The sequence below is a fragment of the Pseudomonas sp. BF-R-26 genome (assembly GCF_019947395.1).
Taxonomy (GTDB): Bacteria; Pseudomonadota; Gammaproteobacteria; order Pseudomonadales; family Pseudomonadaceae; genus Aquipseudomonas; species Aquipseudomonas farris.
In genome coordinates this window covers 34,014-52,669 of record NZ_JAGYGK010000007.1, presented here as the reverse complement: position 1 = coordinate 52,669, position 18,656 = coordinate 34,014, and the positions used below count along the sequence as shown (strand labels likewise).

Annotated in this window: 17 protein-coding genes; 1 reads left to right on the top strand and 16 read right to left on the bottom strand. The window is 59.8% G+C overall.

Annotated features, from left to right (window positions below; translation table 11 throughout):
* Positions 1–2: 2 nt before the first annotated feature.
* The 10 genes from KGB18_RS11675 to arnB all read right to left on the bottom strand — a co-directional run bounded on the left by KGB18_RS11675 (position 3) and on the right by arnB (position 11,092).
* Complete coding sequence (locus KGB18_RS11675; protein WP_223570065.1) at positions 3–521, bottom strand: GNAT family N-acetyltransferase; 519 nt, start codon at positions 519–521, stop codon at positions 3–5.
* Positions 522–672: 151 nt separating this feature from the next.
* Complete coding sequence (locus KGB18_RS11670) at positions 673–2,295, bottom strand: ArnT family glycosyltransferase (RefSeq protein ID WP_223569942.1); 1,623 nt, start codon at positions 2,293–2,295, stop codon at positions 673–675.
* Positions 2,268–3,647 carry a UDP-glucose dehydrogenase family protein gene (locus tag KGB18_RS11665; protein WP_123722689.1) on the bottom strand — a complete coding sequence of 460 codons (1,380 nt, stop codon included), beginning with the start codon at positions 3,645–3,647 and terminating at the stop codon, positions 2,268–2,270. Before KGB18_RS11665 ends, KGB18_RS11670 begins: the two co-directional genes overlap by 28 nt.
* Complete coding sequence (gene arnF / locus KGB18_RS11660) at positions 3,644–4,057, bottom strand: 4-amino-4-deoxy-L-arabinose-phosphoundecaprenol flippase subunit ArnF (protein ID WP_223569941.1); 414 nt, start codon at positions 4,055–4,057, stop codon at positions 3,644–3,646. The genes KGB18_RS11665 and arnF overlap by 4 nt, the downstream gene beginning before the upstream one ends.
* On the bottom strand, positions 4,054–4,398 hold the full coding sequence (gene arnE / locus KGB18_RS11655; protein WP_008072369.1) for a 4-amino-4-deoxy-L-arabinose-phosphoundecaprenol flippase subunit ArnE: 345 nt from the start codon (positions 4,396–4,398) through the stop codon (positions 4,054–4,056). The genes arnF and arnE overlap by 4 nt, the downstream gene beginning before the upstream one ends.
* Complete coding sequence (arnT, locus tag KGB18_RS11650; RefSeq protein WP_223569940.1) at positions 4,395–6,044, bottom strand: lipid IV(A) 4-amino-4-deoxy-L-arabinosyltransferase; 1,650 nt, start codon at positions 6,042–6,044, stop codon at positions 4,395–4,397. The genes arnE and arnT overlap by 4 nt, the downstream gene beginning before the upstream one ends.
* A complete protein-coding gene (arnD, locus tag KGB18_RS11645; protein WP_223570064.1) occupies positions 6,041–6,925 on the bottom strand; it encodes a 4-deoxy-4-formamido-L-arabinose-phosphoundecaprenol deformylase in 885 nt (294 codons plus the stop codon). The genes arnT and arnD overlap by 4 nt, the downstream gene beginning before the upstream one ends.
* Complete coding sequence (arnA, locus tag KGB18_RS11640; protein ID WP_223569939.1) at positions 6,925–8,931, bottom strand: bifunctional UDP-4-amino-4-deoxy-L-arabinose formyltransferase/UDP-glucuronic acid oxidase ArnA; 2,007 nt, start codon at positions 8,929–8,931, stop codon at positions 6,925–6,927. Before arnA ends, arnD begins: the two co-directional genes overlap by 1 nt.
* Complete coding sequence (gene arnC / locus KGB18_RS11635; protein ID WP_223569938.1) at positions 8,928–9,947, bottom strand: undecaprenyl-phosphate 4-deoxy-4-formamido-L-arabinose transferase; 1,020 nt, start codon at positions 9,945–9,947, stop codon at positions 8,928–8,930. The genes arnA and arnC overlap by 4 nt, the downstream gene beginning before the upstream one ends.
* Positions 9,944–11,092, bottom strand: a complete 1,149-nt coding sequence (gene arnB, locus KGB18_RS11630; RefSeq protein WP_223569937.1) for a UDP-4-amino-4-deoxy-L-arabinose aminotransferase — start codon at positions 11,090–11,092, stop codon at positions 9,944–9,946. The genes arnC and arnB overlap by 4 nt, the downstream gene beginning before the upstream one ends.
* 352 nt (positions 11,093–11,444) lie before the next feature.
* Here arnB and xerC point away from each other — a divergent pair, with 352 nt between their 5' ends.
* Complete coding sequence (gene xerC / locus KGB18_RS11625; RefSeq protein WP_050683231.1) at positions 11,445–12,383, top strand: tyrosine recombinase XerC; 939 nt, start codon at positions 11,445–11,447, stop codon at positions 12,381–12,383.
* 178 nt (positions 12,384–12,561) lie between these two features.
* On the opposite strand, the gene KGB18_RS11620 is transcribed toward xerC, so the two are convergent.
* The 6 genes from KGB18_RS11620 to KGB18_RS11595 all read right to left on the bottom strand — a co-directional run bounded on the left by KGB18_RS11620 (position 12,562) and on the right by KGB18_RS11595 (position 18,628).
* Positions 12,562–13,110, bottom strand: coding sequence for a membrane integrity-associated transporter subunit PqiC (locus KGB18_RS11620; RefSeq protein WP_223569936.1), 549 nt, complete (start codon positions 13,108–13,110; stop codon positions 12,562–12,564).
* A gap of 17 nt (positions 13,111–13,127) precedes the next feature.
* Positions 13,128–14,783 (bottom strand): intermembrane transport protein PqiB, encoded by a 1,656-nt coding sequence (locus tag KGB18_RS11615; protein ID WP_223569935.1) that lies wholly within the window; start codon positions 14,781–14,783, stop codon positions 13,128–13,130.
* Entirely contained in the window at positions 14,764–15,423 is a 660-nt protein-coding gene (locus tag KGB18_RS11610; RefSeq protein ID WP_123722697.1) for a paraquat-inducible protein A, read from the bottom strand. The genes KGB18_RS11615 and KGB18_RS11610 overlap by 20 nt, the downstream gene beginning before the upstream one ends.
* Positions 15,420–16,016, bottom strand: coding sequence for a paraquat-inducible protein A (locus KGB18_RS11605; RefSeq protein ID WP_123722698.1), 597 nt, complete (start codon positions 16,014–16,016; stop codon positions 15,420–15,422). The genes KGB18_RS11610 and KGB18_RS11605 overlap by 4 nt, the downstream gene beginning before the upstream one ends.
* A gap of 225 nt (positions 16,017–16,241) precedes the next feature.
* Positions 16,242–17,543 (bottom strand): NAD(P)/FAD-dependent oxidoreductase, encoded by a 1,302-nt coding sequence (locus tag KGB18_RS11600; protein ID WP_223569934.1) that lies wholly within the window; start codon positions 17,541–17,543, stop codon positions 16,242–16,244.
* Positions 17,540–18,628 carry a polyamine ABC transporter substrate-binding protein gene (locus KGB18_RS11595; protein ID WP_223569933.1) on the bottom strand — a complete coding sequence of 363 codons (1,089 nt, stop codon included), beginning with the start codon at positions 18,626–18,628 and terminating at the stop codon, positions 17,540–17,542. The genes KGB18_RS11600 and KGB18_RS11595 overlap by 4 nt, the downstream gene beginning before the upstream one ends.
* Positions 18,629–18,656 lie beyond the last annotated feature (28 nt).

The window sequence follows — 18,656 nt, the reverse complement described above, 5'->3', positions numbered from 1 at the left end:
GGCTAACGCAGCTTCAAGCGCATCGCACAGCGTCGTTCCCCAGGCAAGCCGTGGTTGATTTCGTTGTTCAACACCGTCGTTAAACGTGGGCCGATTTCAGCTGGGCCCAATGTTTCAAAGCCGAACTGCCGATAAAACGGTTCATTCCAGGGCAAGTCGCGAAACGTGGTCAAAGTCAGACCGTGGAGTTCTCGTTTACGTGCGTGTTCGAGTGCCGTTAACAGCAACTTGCGGCCAGCGCCCTGGCCTTGAAACTGTTGGCTGACGGAAATTTCCTGAATATGCAGGTCATTGTCGACTTCAATGGCGCTGAGAAACCCCATAAGTTCATTGTCGGCCGATTGTGTCACCCAAACCTGCTCCTTCTCGATTGCCATTTGATGATCTTCGGCATCGGGTACCGCAGCGTCGGCGAGCCAGGCCAATGAAGGGTCACAGCGAAACAGCGCAGCAGCTGAACGCTCAATGGCGGGGAGGGTGGAGGCGTCGGCAGATTGGGCACGGCGTGCAGTGAAATTCATACGGGCCACTGTAGCAGCTGTCGAGCCTGCGAGGCTGCGTTCGGCTGCGCAGCAGTCGTGAAATCAGGCACGGTGGTGTTTCAGATAAATCGGGGGGGCAGGGTTTGCGACGACTTCGTCGCCGAACGCAGCCTCGCAGGCTCGGCAGCTGCTACAAGGGATTGACGTGCAGCAGGACGTAATCGTTTTTATCGAAACGCCCGCTCAATATCGGCGCCTGGGCTCCCAGCGGGGTGCCTTGCAGGGCGTTGTAGTCGCTCCGATCCATCATCAGCCAGGCCGGCCCTGGCAGCGCTTCGAGTTCTTGAATCGATTCGGTGAACACCGGTTGCAAGTCCTGCTCGATATTGACCATGAACTTGATCGCCTTGGCGTCCTTGCCCATGCCGTGCAGCACCAGCGGCGCCGGGTCTTTCTGAACCTGTGCGAATGCCGCTCGGCTGAAGGTTTGCGTGTCGTAAAGCTGACGCTCGACCGGTTCGAACACCAGGATGTAAACCGACCACAGCGCCAGGACTGCGCAACCGGCCAATACTTCAGCCCGCCAGCGAGAACGGAACCACGCCGCCAACGCGATGATTTGCAGCGCGGCAAGCGCAATCAGGACCGGCACAAAGGCAGCCGGTTGCGTTGGCAGACGCCGCTGCGCGATCAGCAATCCGATGATCAACAGCCCCGGAATCAGCAACCACAGCCCTTGCATCAAGATCCGCAACCAACCGAACGCCCGACCTTGCGCCACCTGAAACGGGTACGCCGCAATGATCGCCGCCATGGGCAGCATCGGCAGCAGGTAGCGGGCCTTTTTCGCTTGGGGAATCGACAAGCCAATCATCACGATCAACCCGGCCGCCGTGCAGTACTGCAACAGGCGCAATGCCGGGCCGGCCTGCCGTGGATTCGTCAGCCAGACCACCGCCAACACCAGCAACGCCAGCGGATAAGCGAGCGCATAGTTACCCAGCGAACGGGTGAAGTAATACAGCGAACCGCTGACCCCCTCGCTGCCGTCCATGCGCCCCAAGAACTGCATGCGCACCACGTTCTGCATGAAGGCCGGTCCGCCAATGGTTTCGGCCAGCCACAGCAGCACGCCGACACACACCGCCAGCAACACGGCCGCCAGCAAGCCGAAACCGAATAACCGCGACCATCGACGATTGAGCACGTAATAACTGCACAGCATGGCGGTGGGGATCACCAGCCCAATCGGCCCGCGAAGGCCGAAGCCCAGCAGCAACAAGGCAAGAATCAGCGGCAACCGGCGGGGCATCGCGAAATGATCGGTGGCGTACCCCAGGTAGAACACCGAAAACGCGACAGCCGCCAGCATCAAGTCCTGGGACACGGCACGGGTTTCAGTGACAAACGTACTGGTCAGCAACATCAAAGCGATGCTCAGCAGCGCCCACCGTCTGGAGTACGGCGCGAGCAACCGGTACATCAACGTGACGATCACAGCGGCAGCGATGGCGCTCGGCAGCCAGGCGCTGAGGCTGTTGACCTGCCCGAACGGCAGGGACAACAACCAGATGAACAGCGTCGAAACCGCTGAATAATCGGCATAGGGCTGGCCATAAGTGGTCGGAAAAACCGATGGCCCGTGGCGCAGCATCTCCTGGGCGAACAGCACGAACCGCGAGTCGAAACCGATCGCCGCTTGCTGATAAACCCCGGCGATGAACAGCATTAGCGCCAGCAGCCCAATCCCCAGGGACTGCCGACGTATGCTGGGCGATACCGTGTTCACGCCACGACCGAGGCCGCTGGCCATTGCTGATGGGGAATCGGCAGGTTGCGCGATTCACCGCGGCCCATCGGGAAGTACAGGAAACCGCTGCGGGCCAGGCGTTCTGCGTCGTACAGGTTGCGCCCGTCGAAGATCACGGGTTCATTCAACCGTTGCTGGATCAGGTCGAAGTCCGGCGCCTTGAACTGCTGCCATTCGGTGCAGATGATCAAGGCGTCGGCTCCGGAAAGAACCGATTCTGGTGTGCCCATAAGCATCAGCTTAGATTCATCAGGGTAAAGGTGTTGGGTTTCCTGCATGGCTTCCGGGTCGAACGCTCGCACATGAGCCCCGGCGGCCCACAGCGATTCCAGCAGCACCCGGCTCGGCGCGTCGCGCATGTCGTCGGTATTGGGCTTGAAGGCCAGGCCCCACACGGCGAAAGTCCTGCCGCGCAAGTCGCCCTTGTAGAAGGCGTTGATGCGTTCGAACAGTTTGTGTTTCTGCCGCTGGTTGATGGCTTCCACCGCTTGCAGCAGGTCGCTGGAGCAGTGGGCCTCTTCGGCACTGTGAATCAGCGCGCGCATGTCCTTGGGGAAACACGAGCCACCGTAACCGCAGCCGGGATAGATGAAGTGATAACCGATGCGCGAATCGGCGCCAATGCCCAGCCGCACCGATTCGATGTCGGCGCCGAGGTGCTCGGCCAGTTCGGCGATCTGGTTGATGAAACTGATTTTGGTCGCCAGCATGCAGTTGGCGGCGTATTTGGTCAGTTCGGCGCTGCGCAAGTCCATGAACATGATGCGGTCATGGTTGCGATTGAACGGGGCGTAGAGGTCGCGCATCACGTCGCGCACGTCATCGCGTTCACAGCCGATGACAATGCGGTCCGGGCGCCGGCAATCGGCCACGGCCGAACCTTCCTTGAGAAACTCGGGGTTGGAGACAATATCGAACTGCAACAGCCGACCGACCTTGAGCAGGCACTTTTCGATATGCGCGCGCAGGGTATCGCCCGTGCCCACCGGCACCGTGGATTTCTCCACCAGAATCACCGGTTGTTCACGGTGACGCGCCACTGCTTCACCCACCGACAACACGTGGCACAGGTCCGCCGAACCATCCTCCCGGGACGGCGTGCCGACGGCGATGAACAACACCTGGCCATGTTGCACCGCGAATTTTTCGTCGGTGGTGAACTGCAGTCGTTTGGCTTCCAGGCTCTCACGCACCAGGCTGGCCAGCCCCGGTTCGAAGATGCTGACGTGGCCCTGTTGCAGCAACGCGATTTTCTTCTCGTCAATGTCCATGCACACCACGTCGTGGCCGACTTCAGCCAGGACGGCAGCTTGCACCAGGCCAACATAACCGCTACCAAATACACTGATTTTCATGAAGCACTCCTGATAGTGGGCGCGCGAGCAGGTCGAGAGTTGATAGTGATGACACCGAGGATGACCAGCGCCACCCCGAGGGTTTTCGAAAGGCTGAAGGTTTCGTTGAACAGCGGCAGGCTGGCGGCCAGCACGTACACCAGCGCGTAGCTGATGCTCAGCAGTGAATAGGCCCGACCCAGGGGCAAATCCCGCAGGGCGGCGAGCCAGGTGAACATCGACACGGCATAGGCGAGGATGGCGGCCAGCACGACGGACACGGCGGTCGCATCGACGCTGCCGTTGCTCAAGGCGCTTATCAACTGTTCGGGATGGGGCAGGCGGGTCATGCTCCAGCGCATGCCCAACTGCGCGGCGCTGCCCAGCAGCACGCTGCCCAAGGCGAAGGCGAGTCCGCGACGCAGGCTCATGCGTGTTGCCCCAGCAAGGCCACGCCAGCGATCACCAGCGCCACGCCCAGCCAGTGACGGCGGTCGATGGTTTCGTGGAAGACGAAGCGGGCGACCAGTGTGATCAACACGAAATTCAGGCTGAGCATGGGATAGGCGACGCCGACTTCGAGGCGCTGCAACACCAGCAGCCAGACCAGCAAGCCCAATCCCAGAGAGGCGAGCGCCAGCCACAGCCACGGCGAGCGCAGTTTCTCGCCCCAGCCCGACGTCTTGCCGCGCCAACTTTCCACGGCGTACTTCTGGGCGATCTGGCCCAGGCAGGTCAGCAGGCAGGCAGCCAATACGAGCAGCAGGCTCATGACGCCCCCTGAGGAAAGATCAGAATCACCAGGTTGCCTTGTTCATAACGTTTGCCATCCTTGGGCAGTCGTTCGATTTCTTGCAGCTCGCCATCGCCCTTGACCCGCATCACCACGCCGACCGAACCACTCTGGCGGGCTTCGCGCATCCACTGTTGCACCTTGTCCGGGTCGACTCGCTGCTTCATTGAGTCAGGATAGGCGAGGCCATATTTCAATTCGCCTATCGTGTTGTACAACGCCACGTCGGGGCGTTTCAGGCGCCAGGCCAGGGCTGAAGCGGCGCCCAGGTCGTTGCTCAATAGCTTGCCGGTCTGCGCCAGTTCCTCGGCGTGTTCGAGGATGAACTGGTCAGGCATCTTGTTCGCCACCACCGAGTCGGGCAGTCCGGCCGGCAGCACGCCGATCAGCAGCAAACTGCCAAACGCCGGTGCTGCCCAGCATTGCAACGGGCGGAAGGCTTGCAGCAGGTTGGCCATGATCCAGCCGATCAAACCGATGAACACCAGCACCAGGTTGTGCAGCTCATGGGCGTACAGCGGGTTTTTCAGTTGCAGATAGACCAGCGTAGTCAGGGTGACCACGCCCAGCATCAGGTTCAGCAGGCCATTGATCCCCAGTACCCGGCCCTGCTCCAGCTTCAGTCGGTCCGCCAGGGCATGGCCCAGCAACAACGCCAGGGGCAGCAGGCAGGGCAAGATATAGGTCGGCAATTTGCCGTTGCTCAGGCTGAAAAACGCCAACGGCATCAGCAGCCACAGCAACAGGAAAGCGATGCCTGCCTGATGCCGGGTCTGCCACGCCTGTTTCAGTGCCGTGGGCAGCAACGCCGCCCACGGCAGACTGAACGCCACCAGCAACGGCAAATAGAACCACCACGGTGCGTCATGCTGGGCGTCATCCCCGGCGAAGCGACGAATGTGTTCGTGCCAGAAGAAGAACCGCCAGTAATCGGGTTGCTGCGCGTGCACCGCCAAGGCCCACGGCAGGCTGACCGCGATGGCCACGACAATCGCCACCGGGCCGTAAGTCAGCAGCTCGCGCCAGCGTTTTTGCCAGAGCATCCAGGGCAGGGCGATCAGCACCGGCAGCAGCCAGGCGAGGAAACCCTTGGTCATGAAGCCCATGCCGCAGGCCAGCCCCAGCATCGCCCAGCCGAGCAGACGCGGGCCACGGTTGACGCTGTCCAGCGCAAACCACAAAGCCACCAGACTCAGGTTGACCCAGAAGGTGAATTGCGGATCGAGATTGGCGTAGCCGGCTTGCCCGGCGACGATGGTAAAACTCATGTACAGCAGCGCGCAGGCAAAGCTTTTGCGCGGTTCGTTCCACAGTCGGCGGGCGATCAGGTAACACAGCAACACGCTCAGCCCGGTGCTCAGCACCGAGGCGATGCGCACGCCAAACAGGTTGTCGCCAAACAGCGCCTGGCCGATGGCAATCATCCAGTAACCGGCCACTGGCTTTTCGAAGTAGCGCAGGCTCATGAAGTGCGGCGACACCCAGTTACCGCTCAGGAGCATGTCCTGGCTGATCTGGGCGTAACGGGTTTCGTCGGGAATCCATAAACCGTGGGTGCCCAACGGCAGCAAGTACGCCAGCGCCAGAACGACCAGCAAAAACGGCAGTGCCCAGCGTTTGCTCATGCGCCTTGTACCCCCAGCCAGCCTTCACGGCCCTCGAGGGTGCCGCGCGCGACATGGCCCATGGGCAAAGTGGTGGGGGCCTCGGGCAGCAGATTGCCCAGGGGTTGGAAGTGAATGTCCTGCCGGCGCGCTTCGGCCAGCAGTTGACGGAAATCGTTGGCCATTAGAATCCCTTCTACTTCGGCATGGATCGTGTAGACATTGAGTGCTTGCGGGGTGAACCGCTCAAGAATGAACGCGTTGAAGTCCTTGGCCGCAACAACCGGGCCGACCACCTCATCGAAGGTCGGCAGGTCCACGGGAATCTGCGGGGTCCCCGGACTGCCGTCGGCCAGTGTCGGCCGAAACAGACGCTGGCCCCGGCAATCGCTGTTGTAGCGAAAGCCGAAACCCTGCTTGGCCTCGATCACACGCTCATCCGCCCGCCAGCCGGCAGACGCCGAGCACTCGACTCTTTGCCCGAGAATGTCGCTGAGGCTGTCGACGCCACGGCGAATCTGCTCGATCAACTGCGCCTCGCTCCAGCGCCCGGCATTGGCCTGCCAGCCGTGGTGATCCCAGGCGTGCAGGCCGACTTCATGCCCGGCCGCGAGGGTCTGACGCATCAGATGTCCTAGGTCGCGGCCAATTGGTTTGCCCGGCCATGCGGTGCCCGCGAGCAAAATGTCCCAGCCATACAGGCCGGCGGCGTTGGAACGCAGCATCTTCCAGAGGAATTGCGGGTGGATCAGGCGCCACAAGTGGCGCCCCATGTTGTCCGGCCCGACACTGAAGAAAAACGTCGCCTTGACCTGAGCCTCATCGAGCATGTCCAGCAGCCGCGGCACCCCCTCACGGGTGCCTCGGTAAGTGTCGACATCGATTCGTAGGCCTGCCTGCATCAGCATGATTCTTCTGTGGATTGCTCTGCTATTTCGAGCATGGCCTCGCGCAAGAAGAAGTCCAGCGTGTTGCCAATGGTCTCGCTCATCTCAACCGTTGGTATCCAGTCAAGCAGGCGTTTGGCGTTGGCGATGCTCGGTTTGCGATGAGACACGTCCTGATAGCCTGTGCCATAAAAGGCTTTGCTTTCGATATCGCGGAAGCCGGCGAACGGCGGGAAGTTGTTGCGCAGCGGGTGCGCCTCGAACTGGCGCAGCAGTTCTTCGCCCAACTGACGAATGCTGGCTTCGTTGTCGGGGTTGCCGATGTTGATGATCTGGCCGTTGCAGGCGTCGTTTTCGTTGTCGATGATCCGCGCCAGGGCTTCGACGCCATCGGCGATGTCGGTGAAGCAGCGTTTTTGCTCGCCGCCGTCGAACAGACGAATCGGCGTGCCTTCCACCAGGTTCAGGATCAACTGGGTGATGGCTCGGGAACTGCCGATGCGTGCCGAGTCCAGCCGGTCCAGGCGCGGGCCCATCCAGTTGAAAGGACGGAACAGGGTGAAATTCAGGCCTTTCTGGCCGTAGGCCCAGATCACCCGGTCGAGCAACTGCTTGGAGGTCGAATAGATCCAGCGTTGCTTGTTGATCGGCCCGACCACCAGGTTGGAGCTGTCTTCGTCGAAGTTGCCGTCCTGGCACATGCCATAGACTTCGGAGGTCGACGGGAAGATCACGCGCTTGTTGTATTTGACGCAGTAGCGAACCAGTTTCAGGTTCTCTTCGAAGTCCAGTTCGAACACCCGCAGCGGATTGCGGGTGTATTCGATCGGCGTGGCAATCGCCACCAGTGGCAGGATCACGTCGCACTTCTTGATGTGGTACTCGATCCATTCCGAATGGATGCTGATGTCGCCTTCTACGAAGTGGAAGTTCGCATGACTGCGCAGCCGCTCGATAGCGTCCGAGCCGATGTCCAGGCCGTACACTTCATACCGGTCGTCACGCAGCAAACGCTCGGACAGGTGATTGCCGATGAAGCCGTTGACGCCGAGGATCAGCACCCGGGTGCGACGCGGTCCACGGCCCGATTCGGCGCCACGCAATACCGAACCATCGACCAGCCCCAGTTCGTTGGCCAGTTGCGGACCGCTCAGGTACAGACCGTTGTCGTTACGCTGGCCGGCGTTGATCACCAGCGAGTCTTCGCCACAGGCGATACGCAACGGATCGACACTGATGACCCGGCCCGGTGCCAGGCCTTCGTTGCCCTTGACCACGTCCGCGCTCCAGACAATCAGCTTGTGCTCGCCCACCGCGCAGAACGCGCCCGGGTAAGGCTGGGTCACGGCGCGGACCAGATTGAACAGCTGCTCAGCGGGTTTGTTCCAGAGCAGTTTGCCGTCCGCCGGGGTGCGACGGCCAAACACCGTGGCTTTGGATTCGTCCTGTGGGGCTTCACTGACTTTGCCCTGAAGCAGCGCGGGGAGGGTATCGCGCAGCAGATCAGTGGCAGACACGCGCAATTTGCCGTGCAGGGTCAGCGCAGTATCGGTGCGCTCAATCGCCACCCGCTGCTGGGCGATGATCGCGCCAGCGTCGGCACGCTTGACCATGCGGTGCAGGGTCACGCCGGTTTCGGTTTCACCATTGACCAGCACCCAGTTGGCCGGTGCCCGGCCACGGTAGCGCGGCAGCAACGAGCCGTGCAGGTTGAATGCGCCTTTACTGGCCGTAGCCAGCAATGACTCACTCAACAGGTTGCGGTAGTAGAACGAGAACAGGTAATCGGGGTTGAGCTTGCTGATGCGCTCGATCCACAGCGGATGGTTGGCGTCTTCCGGGGCATGCACCGGGATGCCTTTGCGCGCGCACAGTTGCGCAACCGAGCTGTAGAACGCATTTTCCTTCGGATCGTCGGGATGGGTGAACACGGCGGCAATCTCGTAACCCGAATTGAGCAGGGTTTCGATGCCGGCACAGCCAATATCGTGATAGGCGAAGACAACAGCTTTTGCGCTCATGAGAGAACCTGATCTGAAGAAGTGGAAGTGAGGCCGTCGACGGTGACAACGGGAGCAGGGGTAGAAGGGTGGCTACGCAGAACCTTTTCGATGAAGAACCGTGGACGCGCCCGAACGTCGCTGTACATGCGGCCCAGGTACTCGCCCAACAGGCCCATGCCGATGAATTGCCCACCGGTAAAAACGAACAGCACCGCAAACAGCACAAACAGCCCGTCGCCGGCCCATTCGGCGCCGAAGACCAGGCGCAGGACGATCAGCATGACGGCGAACAACAAACCGAGACCGGCCATGCCGAAGCCGACGATGCTCAGTAATCGCAGCGGTGTGGTGGTCATGCAGGTGATCAGGTCGAACATCAGGCTGATCAGGCGCATCGGGCTGTATTTCGACTCGCCGTGTTCACGCTCGGCATGGGTTACCAGGATTTCCGTGGTGTGCCGGGCGAAGCTGTTGGCCAGGATAGGGATGAAGGTGCTGCGTTCACGGCAGGCGAGCATGGCGTCGACAATGGTCCGGCGATAGGCGCGCAGCATGCAGCCGTAGTCGGTCATGGCAACGCCGGTGGAGCGTTGCACGGCGAGGTTGATCAGCTTCGACGGCCAGCGGCGCAAGGCCGAGTCCTGACGGTTATTGCGCACCGTGGCGACCACGTCGTAGCCCAGTTCTGCCTGAGCCACCAGCCGGGGGATTTCTTCCGGCGGGTTCTGCAGGTCGGCGTCGAGGGTGATGACCACATCACCTTTGCACTGTTCGAACCCGGCCATGATCGCTGCGTGCTGGCCGTAGTTACGATTAAGAATGACCGCCACCACCGGGCTGCACTCACGACTGGCGGCGTCCTCGAGGATTTGCGCCGAGTTGTCGCGACTCCCGTCATCGACCAACACGATTTCGTAATCCTGGTGCAATTGCTGGCACGCCGCTTCGGTGCGCCGGAGCAACTCGGGCAGGCTGTCTTGCTCGTTGTAGACCGGGATGACGATTGATACGCAACGGATCGGATAAGGTTTCACAGGCTTCTGTCCAATGTGTTTTCAATGGCGCCGACGACACGATCGACGTCATCGGTGGTCATGTCGGGGAACAACGGGAGCGAACACAGCCGCGCCGAATTCCATTCGGTGTTGGGCAGGTAGATGTTGGGGAAACGCTGGCGGTAGTAGGTGTGCAGGTGCGTGGCGATGAAGTGAATGCCGGTGCCGATGTTCTGTTCCTGCAAAGCCTTCATGAACGCCTCGCGGTCCAGCCCGCAGTGCCGGGCGTCGATGCGCAGAATGAACAGGTGCCAGGCGTGCTGCTGCGCATACGCCGGAATGGCCAGCGGTTGCACTGGCAAGCCTTCCAGGCGTTGCAGATAGGTTTGGGCCAACTCCGTGCGCTTGGCGTTGATCGCGTCCAGACGCTCCAATTGCACCAGGGCGATGGCCGCGTTGATGTCGGCCAGGTTGTACTTGAAGCCAGGTTCGATCACTTGAGCCTGGGGTTTGCGACCGTGGGTCAGACGGTCGTAGGCATCCACGCCCAAGCCATGAAACTTGAGCATGCGCACCCGACTGGCCAGCGCTTCATCGTCACTGACGAACATCGCGCCCTCGGCGCAGGTCATGTTTTTGATTGCGTGGAACGAGAAGATCGCCGTGCCTTGGGCGCCGACGTGCCGACCTTTATAGAAAGTACCCGCTGCATGCGCCGCGTCTTCGATGACGGCGATACCATGTTTGTCGGCCAGCGCGTAGAGCGGATCGAGGTCGAACGCGGCACCGGCGTAATGCACCGGAATGATTGCCCTGGTGCGCGGCGTGATTGCTGCTTCTATGCTCGCTAGGTCGCTCATCAACGTGTCGCGGTCAACGTCGATGAAAACCGGCGTCGCGCCGAGCAGGCAGATCATGTTGGCGGTCGATACCCAGGTCTGGGACGGTGTGATGACTTCGTCACCGGGACCAATTCCCAAGGCCAGTAACGTGATGTGCATCCCGCCGGTGGCTGAAGACAATGCGACGGCATGGCGACAGCCGACATAGTTGGCGAAGTGCTCTTCCAGTTGCTGGTTTTTCGGCCCGGTAGTAATCCAGCCGGAGCGCAGTACTTGTTCTACCGCGGCTATTTCTTCATCGCCGATACTGGGGCGGGAGAAGGGGAGAAACGCCTGATTCATAGTAATCTCCGGGCGAACGAAGCCCTTCAGCGAAATCGCCGAAAGAAGCGTGTTTTCAAAGGCTTAGCCGATAAGCCAAGAAGCCATCAATTGACTTTCCCGGCCATGACCGGCAGCGTGACGGCCCCTCGGGGTCGTCGAATGAAGGGAAGGGTAGACCCGATTTTGTCAAAGGAACATGAAAAACCGGTAGGCGAATCGTTTATCTGAAGCTCATACAGCCACTGTTCAGACTTGTGCCGCTTATCCCGTTTTTTAGCGTAAAAGCCCGGCAGAAGTGCCGCGCTTTATATTAAGTAGATTTCATTGTTTAGTTATTTTGTTGAACTTATTCATTTCCAAGGCCGTTTCATTGATTGACTTACCTGCTACTGAATCCATTGTTTCAAAAGCCAACCCGTTGACCCTGTATCTGGCACGCTTGGCGCCGTCCAGCCAGTTGACCATGCGTTATGTGTTGCAGGACGCCGCTGACCGTCTGGACTTCGAAGACATGAACATCGAAGAGATTCCCTGGCATCAACTGCAGCCCGAGGATGTCGTTGCACTGGTGGCGACCTTGCGCGAAGACGGCTACGCGCCAAATACCTCGTCGCTCTACGTTAATGCGGTGCGCGGGGTGATGAACGAAGCGTGGCGCATGAGCCTGATCAGTCAGGAGCACTTGCTGAAAATGCGTTCGGTCAAAGGTATTGCCGGCACGCGGCTGTCCCAGGGGCGCAACCTCAAGCGCACCTTGATTCGCGACTTGATGGAGGTCTGCGCCGCCGATCCACGGCCACAAGGGCTACGGGACGCGGCAATCATCGGGATTCTGTACGGTTCGGGGATGCGCAAATCGGAATCGGTGAATCTGGACCTGGCCCAGGTGGATTTCACCGAGCGCAGCCTGTGCGTCACCGCCAAGGGCAACAAACAGCTGATCAAGTACGCGCCAGCCTGGGCCTTCGCCAAACTGGATGCATGGCTGGAGTTGCGGCGTTCGCAGTTAAAGGAGGGTGAAACGGACGACCCGTTCCTGTTCAACCGCATCCGCCGTGGCAGTCACATTACCCGCGAGCGCATCACCAAGCATGCGATCTACTACATTGCCCGGCAACGCGGCGCACAGGTCGGGGTGAAAATCATGCCGCACGATTTCCGGCGGTCGTTCATTACCCGAGTGATTGAAGAGCACGACCTGTCGATCGCGCAGAAACTGGCCCATCACAGCAACATCCAGACCACCGCCAATTACGATGTGCGCGACGACAACGAACGCCGTCGGGCGGTTGATCGCTTCGATTTGTGAACCACTATCAGGACGCCGAAGGGCTAATGCCGGTAAGTCAAGACGCAGAACCTGTGGGAGCGTGGCTTGCCCGCGAAAAACGATGACGCGTAGTACCTGAAAAACCGCGGTGCATTCTTCGCGGGCAAGCCACGCTCCCACAGGATGGTCGCCGCTCAAATTTCTTAACTTGCCGGCATTACGCCGAAGGACACCCTTTTTGCGAGCTGATCGCCTGACTGATGGCAGCAGCTAACCGTTTCACATTGTTCTGATGAGCGACCACCAGGTCATCGATGCTCGGGCCGGAGGGGGTCTGTAACGTGCTGCGACAGGTGATCAGCGCGGTATCGCCGGCACCGAGGCTGCGCAGGCGCCATTTGACGTCGATCAATGCGTATTGCCCGGGAATCGAATCGAAGCGTTGTACATCCAGGCGCAACGACACTCTGCGTTGCGGGTTACTGTTGACCAGTTGATCGACCAGGGCGCTACGCAATTCATCCACCAGGGTCGCTGCCCACCATTCGGTTTCGAGGATTGCCACGCCACTGTTGCCCTGGCGAATGACAATCTGCGGGCGGTCGACTTGGGGCGGCACCATGATGCTTTCGATCTGGATCTCCGCGCTGCTGCTTGCGCCACTCAATTGGGCAGGGGTCAGGGTGTGGAACTGAATCGGATCGCTGCGGCAAGCGGTAAGCAGTAACAGCGCAGTGACCAGAGAGATTTTCAGTGGGAAAGCCATGGGTGTTGCTCCTGTGGTCAGTTGCGCGGGGGCGCCTTCATATCCATCGGTGCGGCATTGTCGGGACGACCGCGAATCAGCGATTCTGGATGCCGGCCCAGGTAATCCGAGAGTTCACGCAACGAGCGTGACATGCGCCCGAGTTCGTTCAGGGTGTCGTTCAGTTGTTCCCGTTGCGGCGAATCCTCGGCCAGGGTCGAACTGGCCGATTGCAAGGTCTTGCTGACGTCCGCCAGGGTGGTCTGCACGCCGGGCAGGGTCCTGGCGTTGAACTGTACGAGGCCCTTGCGCAGTTCGACGAGGTTGCTGTCGAGATTGCCGGCAATGCGTTCGATTGGCAGCTGGTTGATCTTGTTGACCATGCCCTCCAGTTTTTCCTGCAACTGTTCGAGGCTGCCAGGAATGGTGGGAATGACGACGGGACGGGCGGTTGGATCGAACACGACTTTCTCCGCGTTCGGGTAGAAGTCGAGCGCGATGTAGAGCTGACCGGTCAACAGATTGCCGCTACGGGCCTGGGCCCGCAGACCGTTTTCGATGAAGCTGCCCATCAGTCTTATACTGGCGGCTTCGTCATTGGGATCATGATTCAAGGCCTTGAGCATCTTGGCGTGGGCCTGCCCGAGTCGTTGCGGGTAGATCATGATGCCGACATTGACTGGAAAGCTGCGTTTTTTGGCGTCGAAATCCAGATTGATTGACACGACCTTGCCGAATTCCACGCCGAGGAATTCCACCGGTGCGTCGATCTTGAGCCCGCGCAAGGCCTGATCGAAGCGCAAACTCAGGTACTGCCCCCTACCGTAGGGGGGAGCGAGGGCGGTTTGCTGATCTGCGAACAGGTCGAAGGCTTTATCCTCGGTGGCCGGCTGATCGTTGGGGCTGTAATCCGGCGCGCGAAACGCGATGCCGCCTACCAACAATGAAGACAGGGATTCGGTTTTCACCGCAAAACCATTGGCCCCGACGCTCACATCGATACCACTGGCGTTCCAGAACCGGGTGTTCTCAGTGACGAACGCGTCATTGGGCGAATGCACGAAAATTTCGATGTTCACCCCTTTGCCATCCGCATCCAGCGCATAGGCCACCACTTGGCCAACCGGAATCTTGCGGTAATAGATGGGGGAGCCGATGTCCAGTGAGCCCAGGTCCTGAGTGTGCAGCATGAAGCGCTTACCCGGCTCGCCATAGGTAATGGGCGGCGGGTTTTCCAGGCCCGTGAAGTGTTTGGAGCGGGCATTGGCCTGACCGATATCAGCGCCAATGTAGTCGCCCGACAGCAGCGTATCGATGCCCGAGACGCCGCCGGCCCCAATGCGCGGCCGCACGACCCAGAATTGCGAATCTTCGCGGGTGAAGCTTTCAGCCTGTTTGTCGAGTTTGATCGTGGCGTTGACGCTCTTCTGGTCGTTGCTCAGTTTTACTTCCGAGACATGGCCGATGACCACGTTTCGATACTTGACCTCGGTTTTGTTGGCCGTGAGGCCGCCACCGGTCTTGAACGTGACGGTGATAGTCGGGCCTTCCTGCATCATGCTGTGTACCACCAGGGAGATCCCCACCAGCACCGCAACGATCGGCACGATCCACACCAGCGAAACGCTGAAGCGACGGGTCTTGATATTGGCCTGGCCGGGGGCTTGCGGCCCATCAGTGGCTTGCGACTTCATCTAAGACCTCCTCATTGTGGTTTTTCCCGCGCCGCTCTTTATCCCAAATCAGACGCGGGTCGAAGCTCATAGCCGACAGCATGGTAAACACCACCACCAGACCAAAGAACAGAATGCCCGGGCGCGGTTCGATATCGCCCAGGGCCTGGAATTTCACCAGCGCTGCGACCAGCGCGACAACAATCACGTCGAGCATCGACCAGTAGCCGATCAGCTCGACGAAACGGTAAAGCTTCGAACGTTCCTTGCGCGCCCAAAGGCTGCCGCGTTGCACTGTAATCAGCAGCAGGGAGAGGGCAACGAACTTGATGCCCGGCACCGCGATACTGGCGATGAAAATGATCAGGGCAATGTCCCACGCACCGTGTGCCCAGAACTCCAGCACACCGCTCATGATGGTGCTGTCGGAGCCATTGCCGAACATGCTGGTGTTCATGACCGGCAGCAGATTGGCCGGGATATAAAACACCAGTGAGGCCAGCAAGTAGGCCCATGTGCGGGCCAATGAGTTGACTTTACGGGCATGCAATGGCGCGCCACAGCGTGGGCATTCGTGAGGGTTGTCGGTTATGTCGCAGGCCAGGCCACAGCTGTGGCACAGGCACAGGTTGAGTTCGCTGGCGAGCGGTGGCCTGTTCATAGGATGTCCCACAGTTCACGGACATCGCGCCCGGCGATGCGAATCAACAGCAGGCTGAGAACGGCCAGGGCAAACAGGCCGATGCCGGGTATGACATCCAGCAAACCTGCGAGCTTGAACACCGCGACCATTGCGCCCAGCAGACAGACTTCGAGCATGCTCCAGGGCCTTAGGGTTTCCAGCCAGCGCATGCACACTTTGAAACCGGGCGAGCGCCGATGTCCGAGGGCGAAGCTCAGGACCCAGATCAGCAACACAAGCTGAAAAAGTGGCGCGATGATGATGGATATCGCCGCCACCAGCGCAATAAAGGTGATCGGCCCCTGGCTCAACGCCAGTACCGAATCCCACAGCGTCGCACTGTTTTTCAGGCCTTTCAGGCTGATGCTCATGACTGGATAGAAATTGGCGAAAATCCACAGCATCGTTGCCGTGAAGGCCAAGGCCAGACGCTGCTCCACCGACAGTCCGTTATAACGTTGGAGCACGCCGCCGCAGCAGGTGCACACGGCTTTTTGATGTTTGGCGAGCGTGACTTTTTCATACACGCTGTCGCAGTGCTCGCAAATGATCAGTTGGTCAGTCGTAGCCATAGGCCGCACTCGCCAGGAACAGGAAAGTCAGAGCACCCCCTCAATATAGAAGTGACTTGCGATTGAGCAAATTAAAAGACTATTCAGAGTCAAAGCGGTCCCTGTAGGAGCTGCCGCAGGCTGCGATCTTTTGACTTTTAATAGCAAGATCAAAAGATCGCAGCCTGCGGCAGCTCCTACAGGGGAGGCGGTCAGCCGGGAAATTTGCGGCAGCTGCAAGAGTGATCAGCCGAGCAATTCGCGCAGGCGATACCAGAACATGCCGAGGGCCAGCAGCGGCGAGCGCAGGACTCGTCCGCCGGGGAAGGTCATGTGCGGCACAGCGCTGAAAACGTCCAGCCCCTTGCTGTGCCCGGCATGAATCGCTTCAGCCAGCAACCGTGCGCACCAATGGGTCACGTTCAGCCCATGACCGGAATAACCCTGAGCGTAGAACACGTTCGGGTACTGACTCAAGCGCCCGGCCTGAGGGAAGCGGTTGGCGGTGATGCCGATCATGCCGCCCCATTGATAGTCGATGCGCACATCCGCCAGCTGCGGGAAGACCTTGAGCATTTTTGGCCCCATATAAGCACCAATATCAGCCGGATCGCGCCCGGAGTAATGGCAGGCACCGCCAAACAACAAGCGTCGATCCGCCGAAAGCCGGTAGTAATCGAGGCCGACTTTCTGGTCGCACAGCGCCAGGTTCTGCGGGATCAATTGCGCGGCAACCTCAGGTGCCAAAGGTTCGGTAGCGATGATGTAACTGCCTGCGGGTAAAACCTTGCCACTCAGGTGTGGTTCGAGTTCTTCCAGGTGCGCGTTGCAGGCCAGCACCAGACTGCCGGCGCGCACCGTGCCGCCCGCGCAGCGAATCTGCACAGTGCGGCCATGGATCAACTCCAGCACCGGGCTTTGTTCGAATATTCGTACCCCGAGGGATTCGGCAACGCGCGCTTCGCCAAGCACCAGATTCAGCGGATGCAAATGACCCGACCCCATGTCGATCAGGCCGCCGGCATACACATCGGAGCCCACCACTTGCTGGCGGATCTGCTCGGGGCCGACAAGTCGGGTTTCATGGCTGTAACCCAGTTCGGCGAGGCTTTGCAGTTCCGCCTTGAAGGCCTCGAACTGCGCCGGTGTATTGGCCAGCTCGCAGAAGCCCCAACGCAGGTCGCAATCAATCCCATGCTCGCGGATGCGGTTGCCCACCAGCTCCACTGACTCGATGCCTGCACGCTCCAAATAGCGCACACCTTCCTGGCCGACATAACGGGCGAAACCTTCAACGTCATGGCCGATGCCGCGAATCAACTGCCCGCCATTACGCCCGCTGGCGCCCCAGCCGATCCGTCGGCCTTCCAGCAGAATCACCGAAAGCCCGCGCTGCGCCAGTTCAATCGCGGTGTTGACCCCGGTAAAGCCGCCACCCACCACGCAGACATCGGCCTCAAGATCCGAGTCCAGCGTGGGGTAGGGTGTCATGCCCTTCGCCGATGCCGCGTAATAGGAGTGAGCGTGTTCGTTGTCGTACTGATTCATTGGTTGGACTTCACTTTGCTCCAGGAGCGGGTCATCAGACGCATGATCGGCTGGGGCGGGGTGGTGGAGATGTAGAGTTTGTCGAGGACTTCCTGAGGAGGATAGACCTCTGGATTATTGACCAGCTCCGGGTCCATGTATTGTTTGGCCGCCGGGTTCGGATTGGCGTAACCGACCGAGGCGCTGACCTTGGCGATTACCTGCGGATCCAGCAGGTTGTTGACGAACGAATGGGCCTCTTTCGGGTTGCTGGCATCGGCAGGAATCGCCAGCAGGTCGAACCACAGATTACTGCCTTCCTTGGGGATCGAGTAGGCGATGTTCACACCGTTCTTCGCTTCCTTGGCGCGGTTCGCCGCCTGGAACACATCGCCCGAATAACCGAACGCGACGCAAATGTCGCCATTGGCCAGGTCCGACACGTACTTGGACGAATGGAAATAAGTGATGTAAGGCCGAATGGTCATCAGTTTGGCTTCGGCCTTTTTAAAATCCTCGGGGTTTTCGCTGCGTGGGTCCATGCCCATGTAGTTCAGGACCGCCGGGAACACTTCATCGGCCGAATCCATCATCGACACGCCACACTGGCTGAGCTTTTTCAGGTTCTCCGGTTCGAAAAACACCGCCCAGGAATCGATGCGATCGATGCCCAGCACTTGCTTGACCTTATCGACGTTGTAGCCAATGCCGTTGGTGCCCCACAGGTACGGCACCGAATGCTCGTTACCCGGGTCGTTTTTTTCCAGCAAGGCCAGCAGTTTCGGGTCGAGATTTTTCCAGTTGGGCAACTGCGAGCGATCCAGTTTGAGGAACGCGCCGGCCTTCACCTGGCGTGCGAGGAAATGGTTGGAGGGCACCACCACGTCATAACCCGTGCGGCCGGCGAGCAGTTTGCCCTCCAGGGTTTCGTTGGAATCGAATACGTCGTAGATCACTTTGGTCCCGGTTTTTGCCTGGAAGTCGGCGAGGGTGGTCTCACCGATGTAATCGGTCCAGTTGTAGACGCTCACACTTGATTGAGCTTGTGCAGTGGCGCTGAACAGTAACGCCAGCGCGACCGGAACCACGGATTTCAATAGACGCATATCGACACCTCTTTTTAGTTATTGGCTT

Coding starts and splice junctions, on each gene's coding strand:
- KGB18_RS11675 (WP_223570065.1), bottom strand. CDS start 521: ATGAATTTCACTGCACGCCGTGCCCAATCTGCCGACGCCTCCACCCTC.
- KGB18_RS11670 (WP_223569942.1), bottom strand. CDS start 2,295: ATGGCCAGCGGCCTCGGTCGTGGCGTGAACACGGTATCGCCCAGCATA.
- KGB18_RS11665 (WP_123722689.1), bottom strand. CDS start 3,647: ATGAAAATCAGTGTATTTGGTAGCGGTTATGTTGGCCTGGTGCAAGCT.
- arnF (WP_223569941.1), bottom strand. CDS start 4,057: ATGAGCCTGCGTCGCGGACTCGCCTTCGCCTTGGGCAGCGTGCTGCTG.
- arnE (WP_008072369.1), bottom strand. CDS start 4,398: ATGAGCCTGCTGCTCGTATTGGCTGCCTGCCTGCTGACCTGCCTGGGC.
- arnT (WP_223569940.1), bottom strand. CDS start 6,044: ATGAGCAAACGCTGGGCACTGCCGTTTTTGCTGGTCGTTCTGGCGCTG.
- arnD (WP_223570064.1), bottom strand. CDS start 6,925: ATGCAGGCAGGCCTACGAATCGATGTCGACACTTACCGAGGCACCCGT.
- arnA (WP_223569939.1), bottom strand. CDS start 8,931: ATGAGCGCAAAAGCTGTTGTCTTCGCCTATCACGATATTGGCTGTGCC.
- arnB (WP_223569937.1), bottom strand. CDS start 11,092: ATGAATCAGGCGTTTCTCCCCTTCTCCCGCCCCAGTATCGGCGATGAA.
- KGB18_RS11620 (WP_223569936.1), bottom strand. CDS start 13,110: ATGGCTTTCCCACTGAAAATCTCTCTGGTCACTGCGCTGTTACTGCTT.
- KGB18_RS11615 (WP_223569935.1), bottom strand. CDS start 14,783: ATGAAGTCGCAAGCCACTGATGGGCCGCAAGCCCCCGGCCAGGCCAAT.
- KGB18_RS11610 (WP_123722697.1), bottom strand. CDS start 15,423: ATGAACAGGCCACCGCTCGCCAGCGAACTCAACCTGTGCCTGTGCCAC.
- KGB18_RS11605 (WP_123722698.1), bottom strand. CDS start 16,016: ATGGCTACGACTGACCAACTGATCATTTGCGAGCACTGCGACAGCGTG.
- KGB18_RS11600 (WP_223569934.1), bottom strand. CDS start 17,543: ATGAATCAGTACGACAACGAACACGCTCACTCCTATTACGCGGCATCG.
- KGB18_RS11595 (WP_223569933.1), bottom strand. CDS start 18,628: ATGCGTCTATTGAAATCCGTGGTTCCGGTCGCGCTGGCGTTACTGTTC.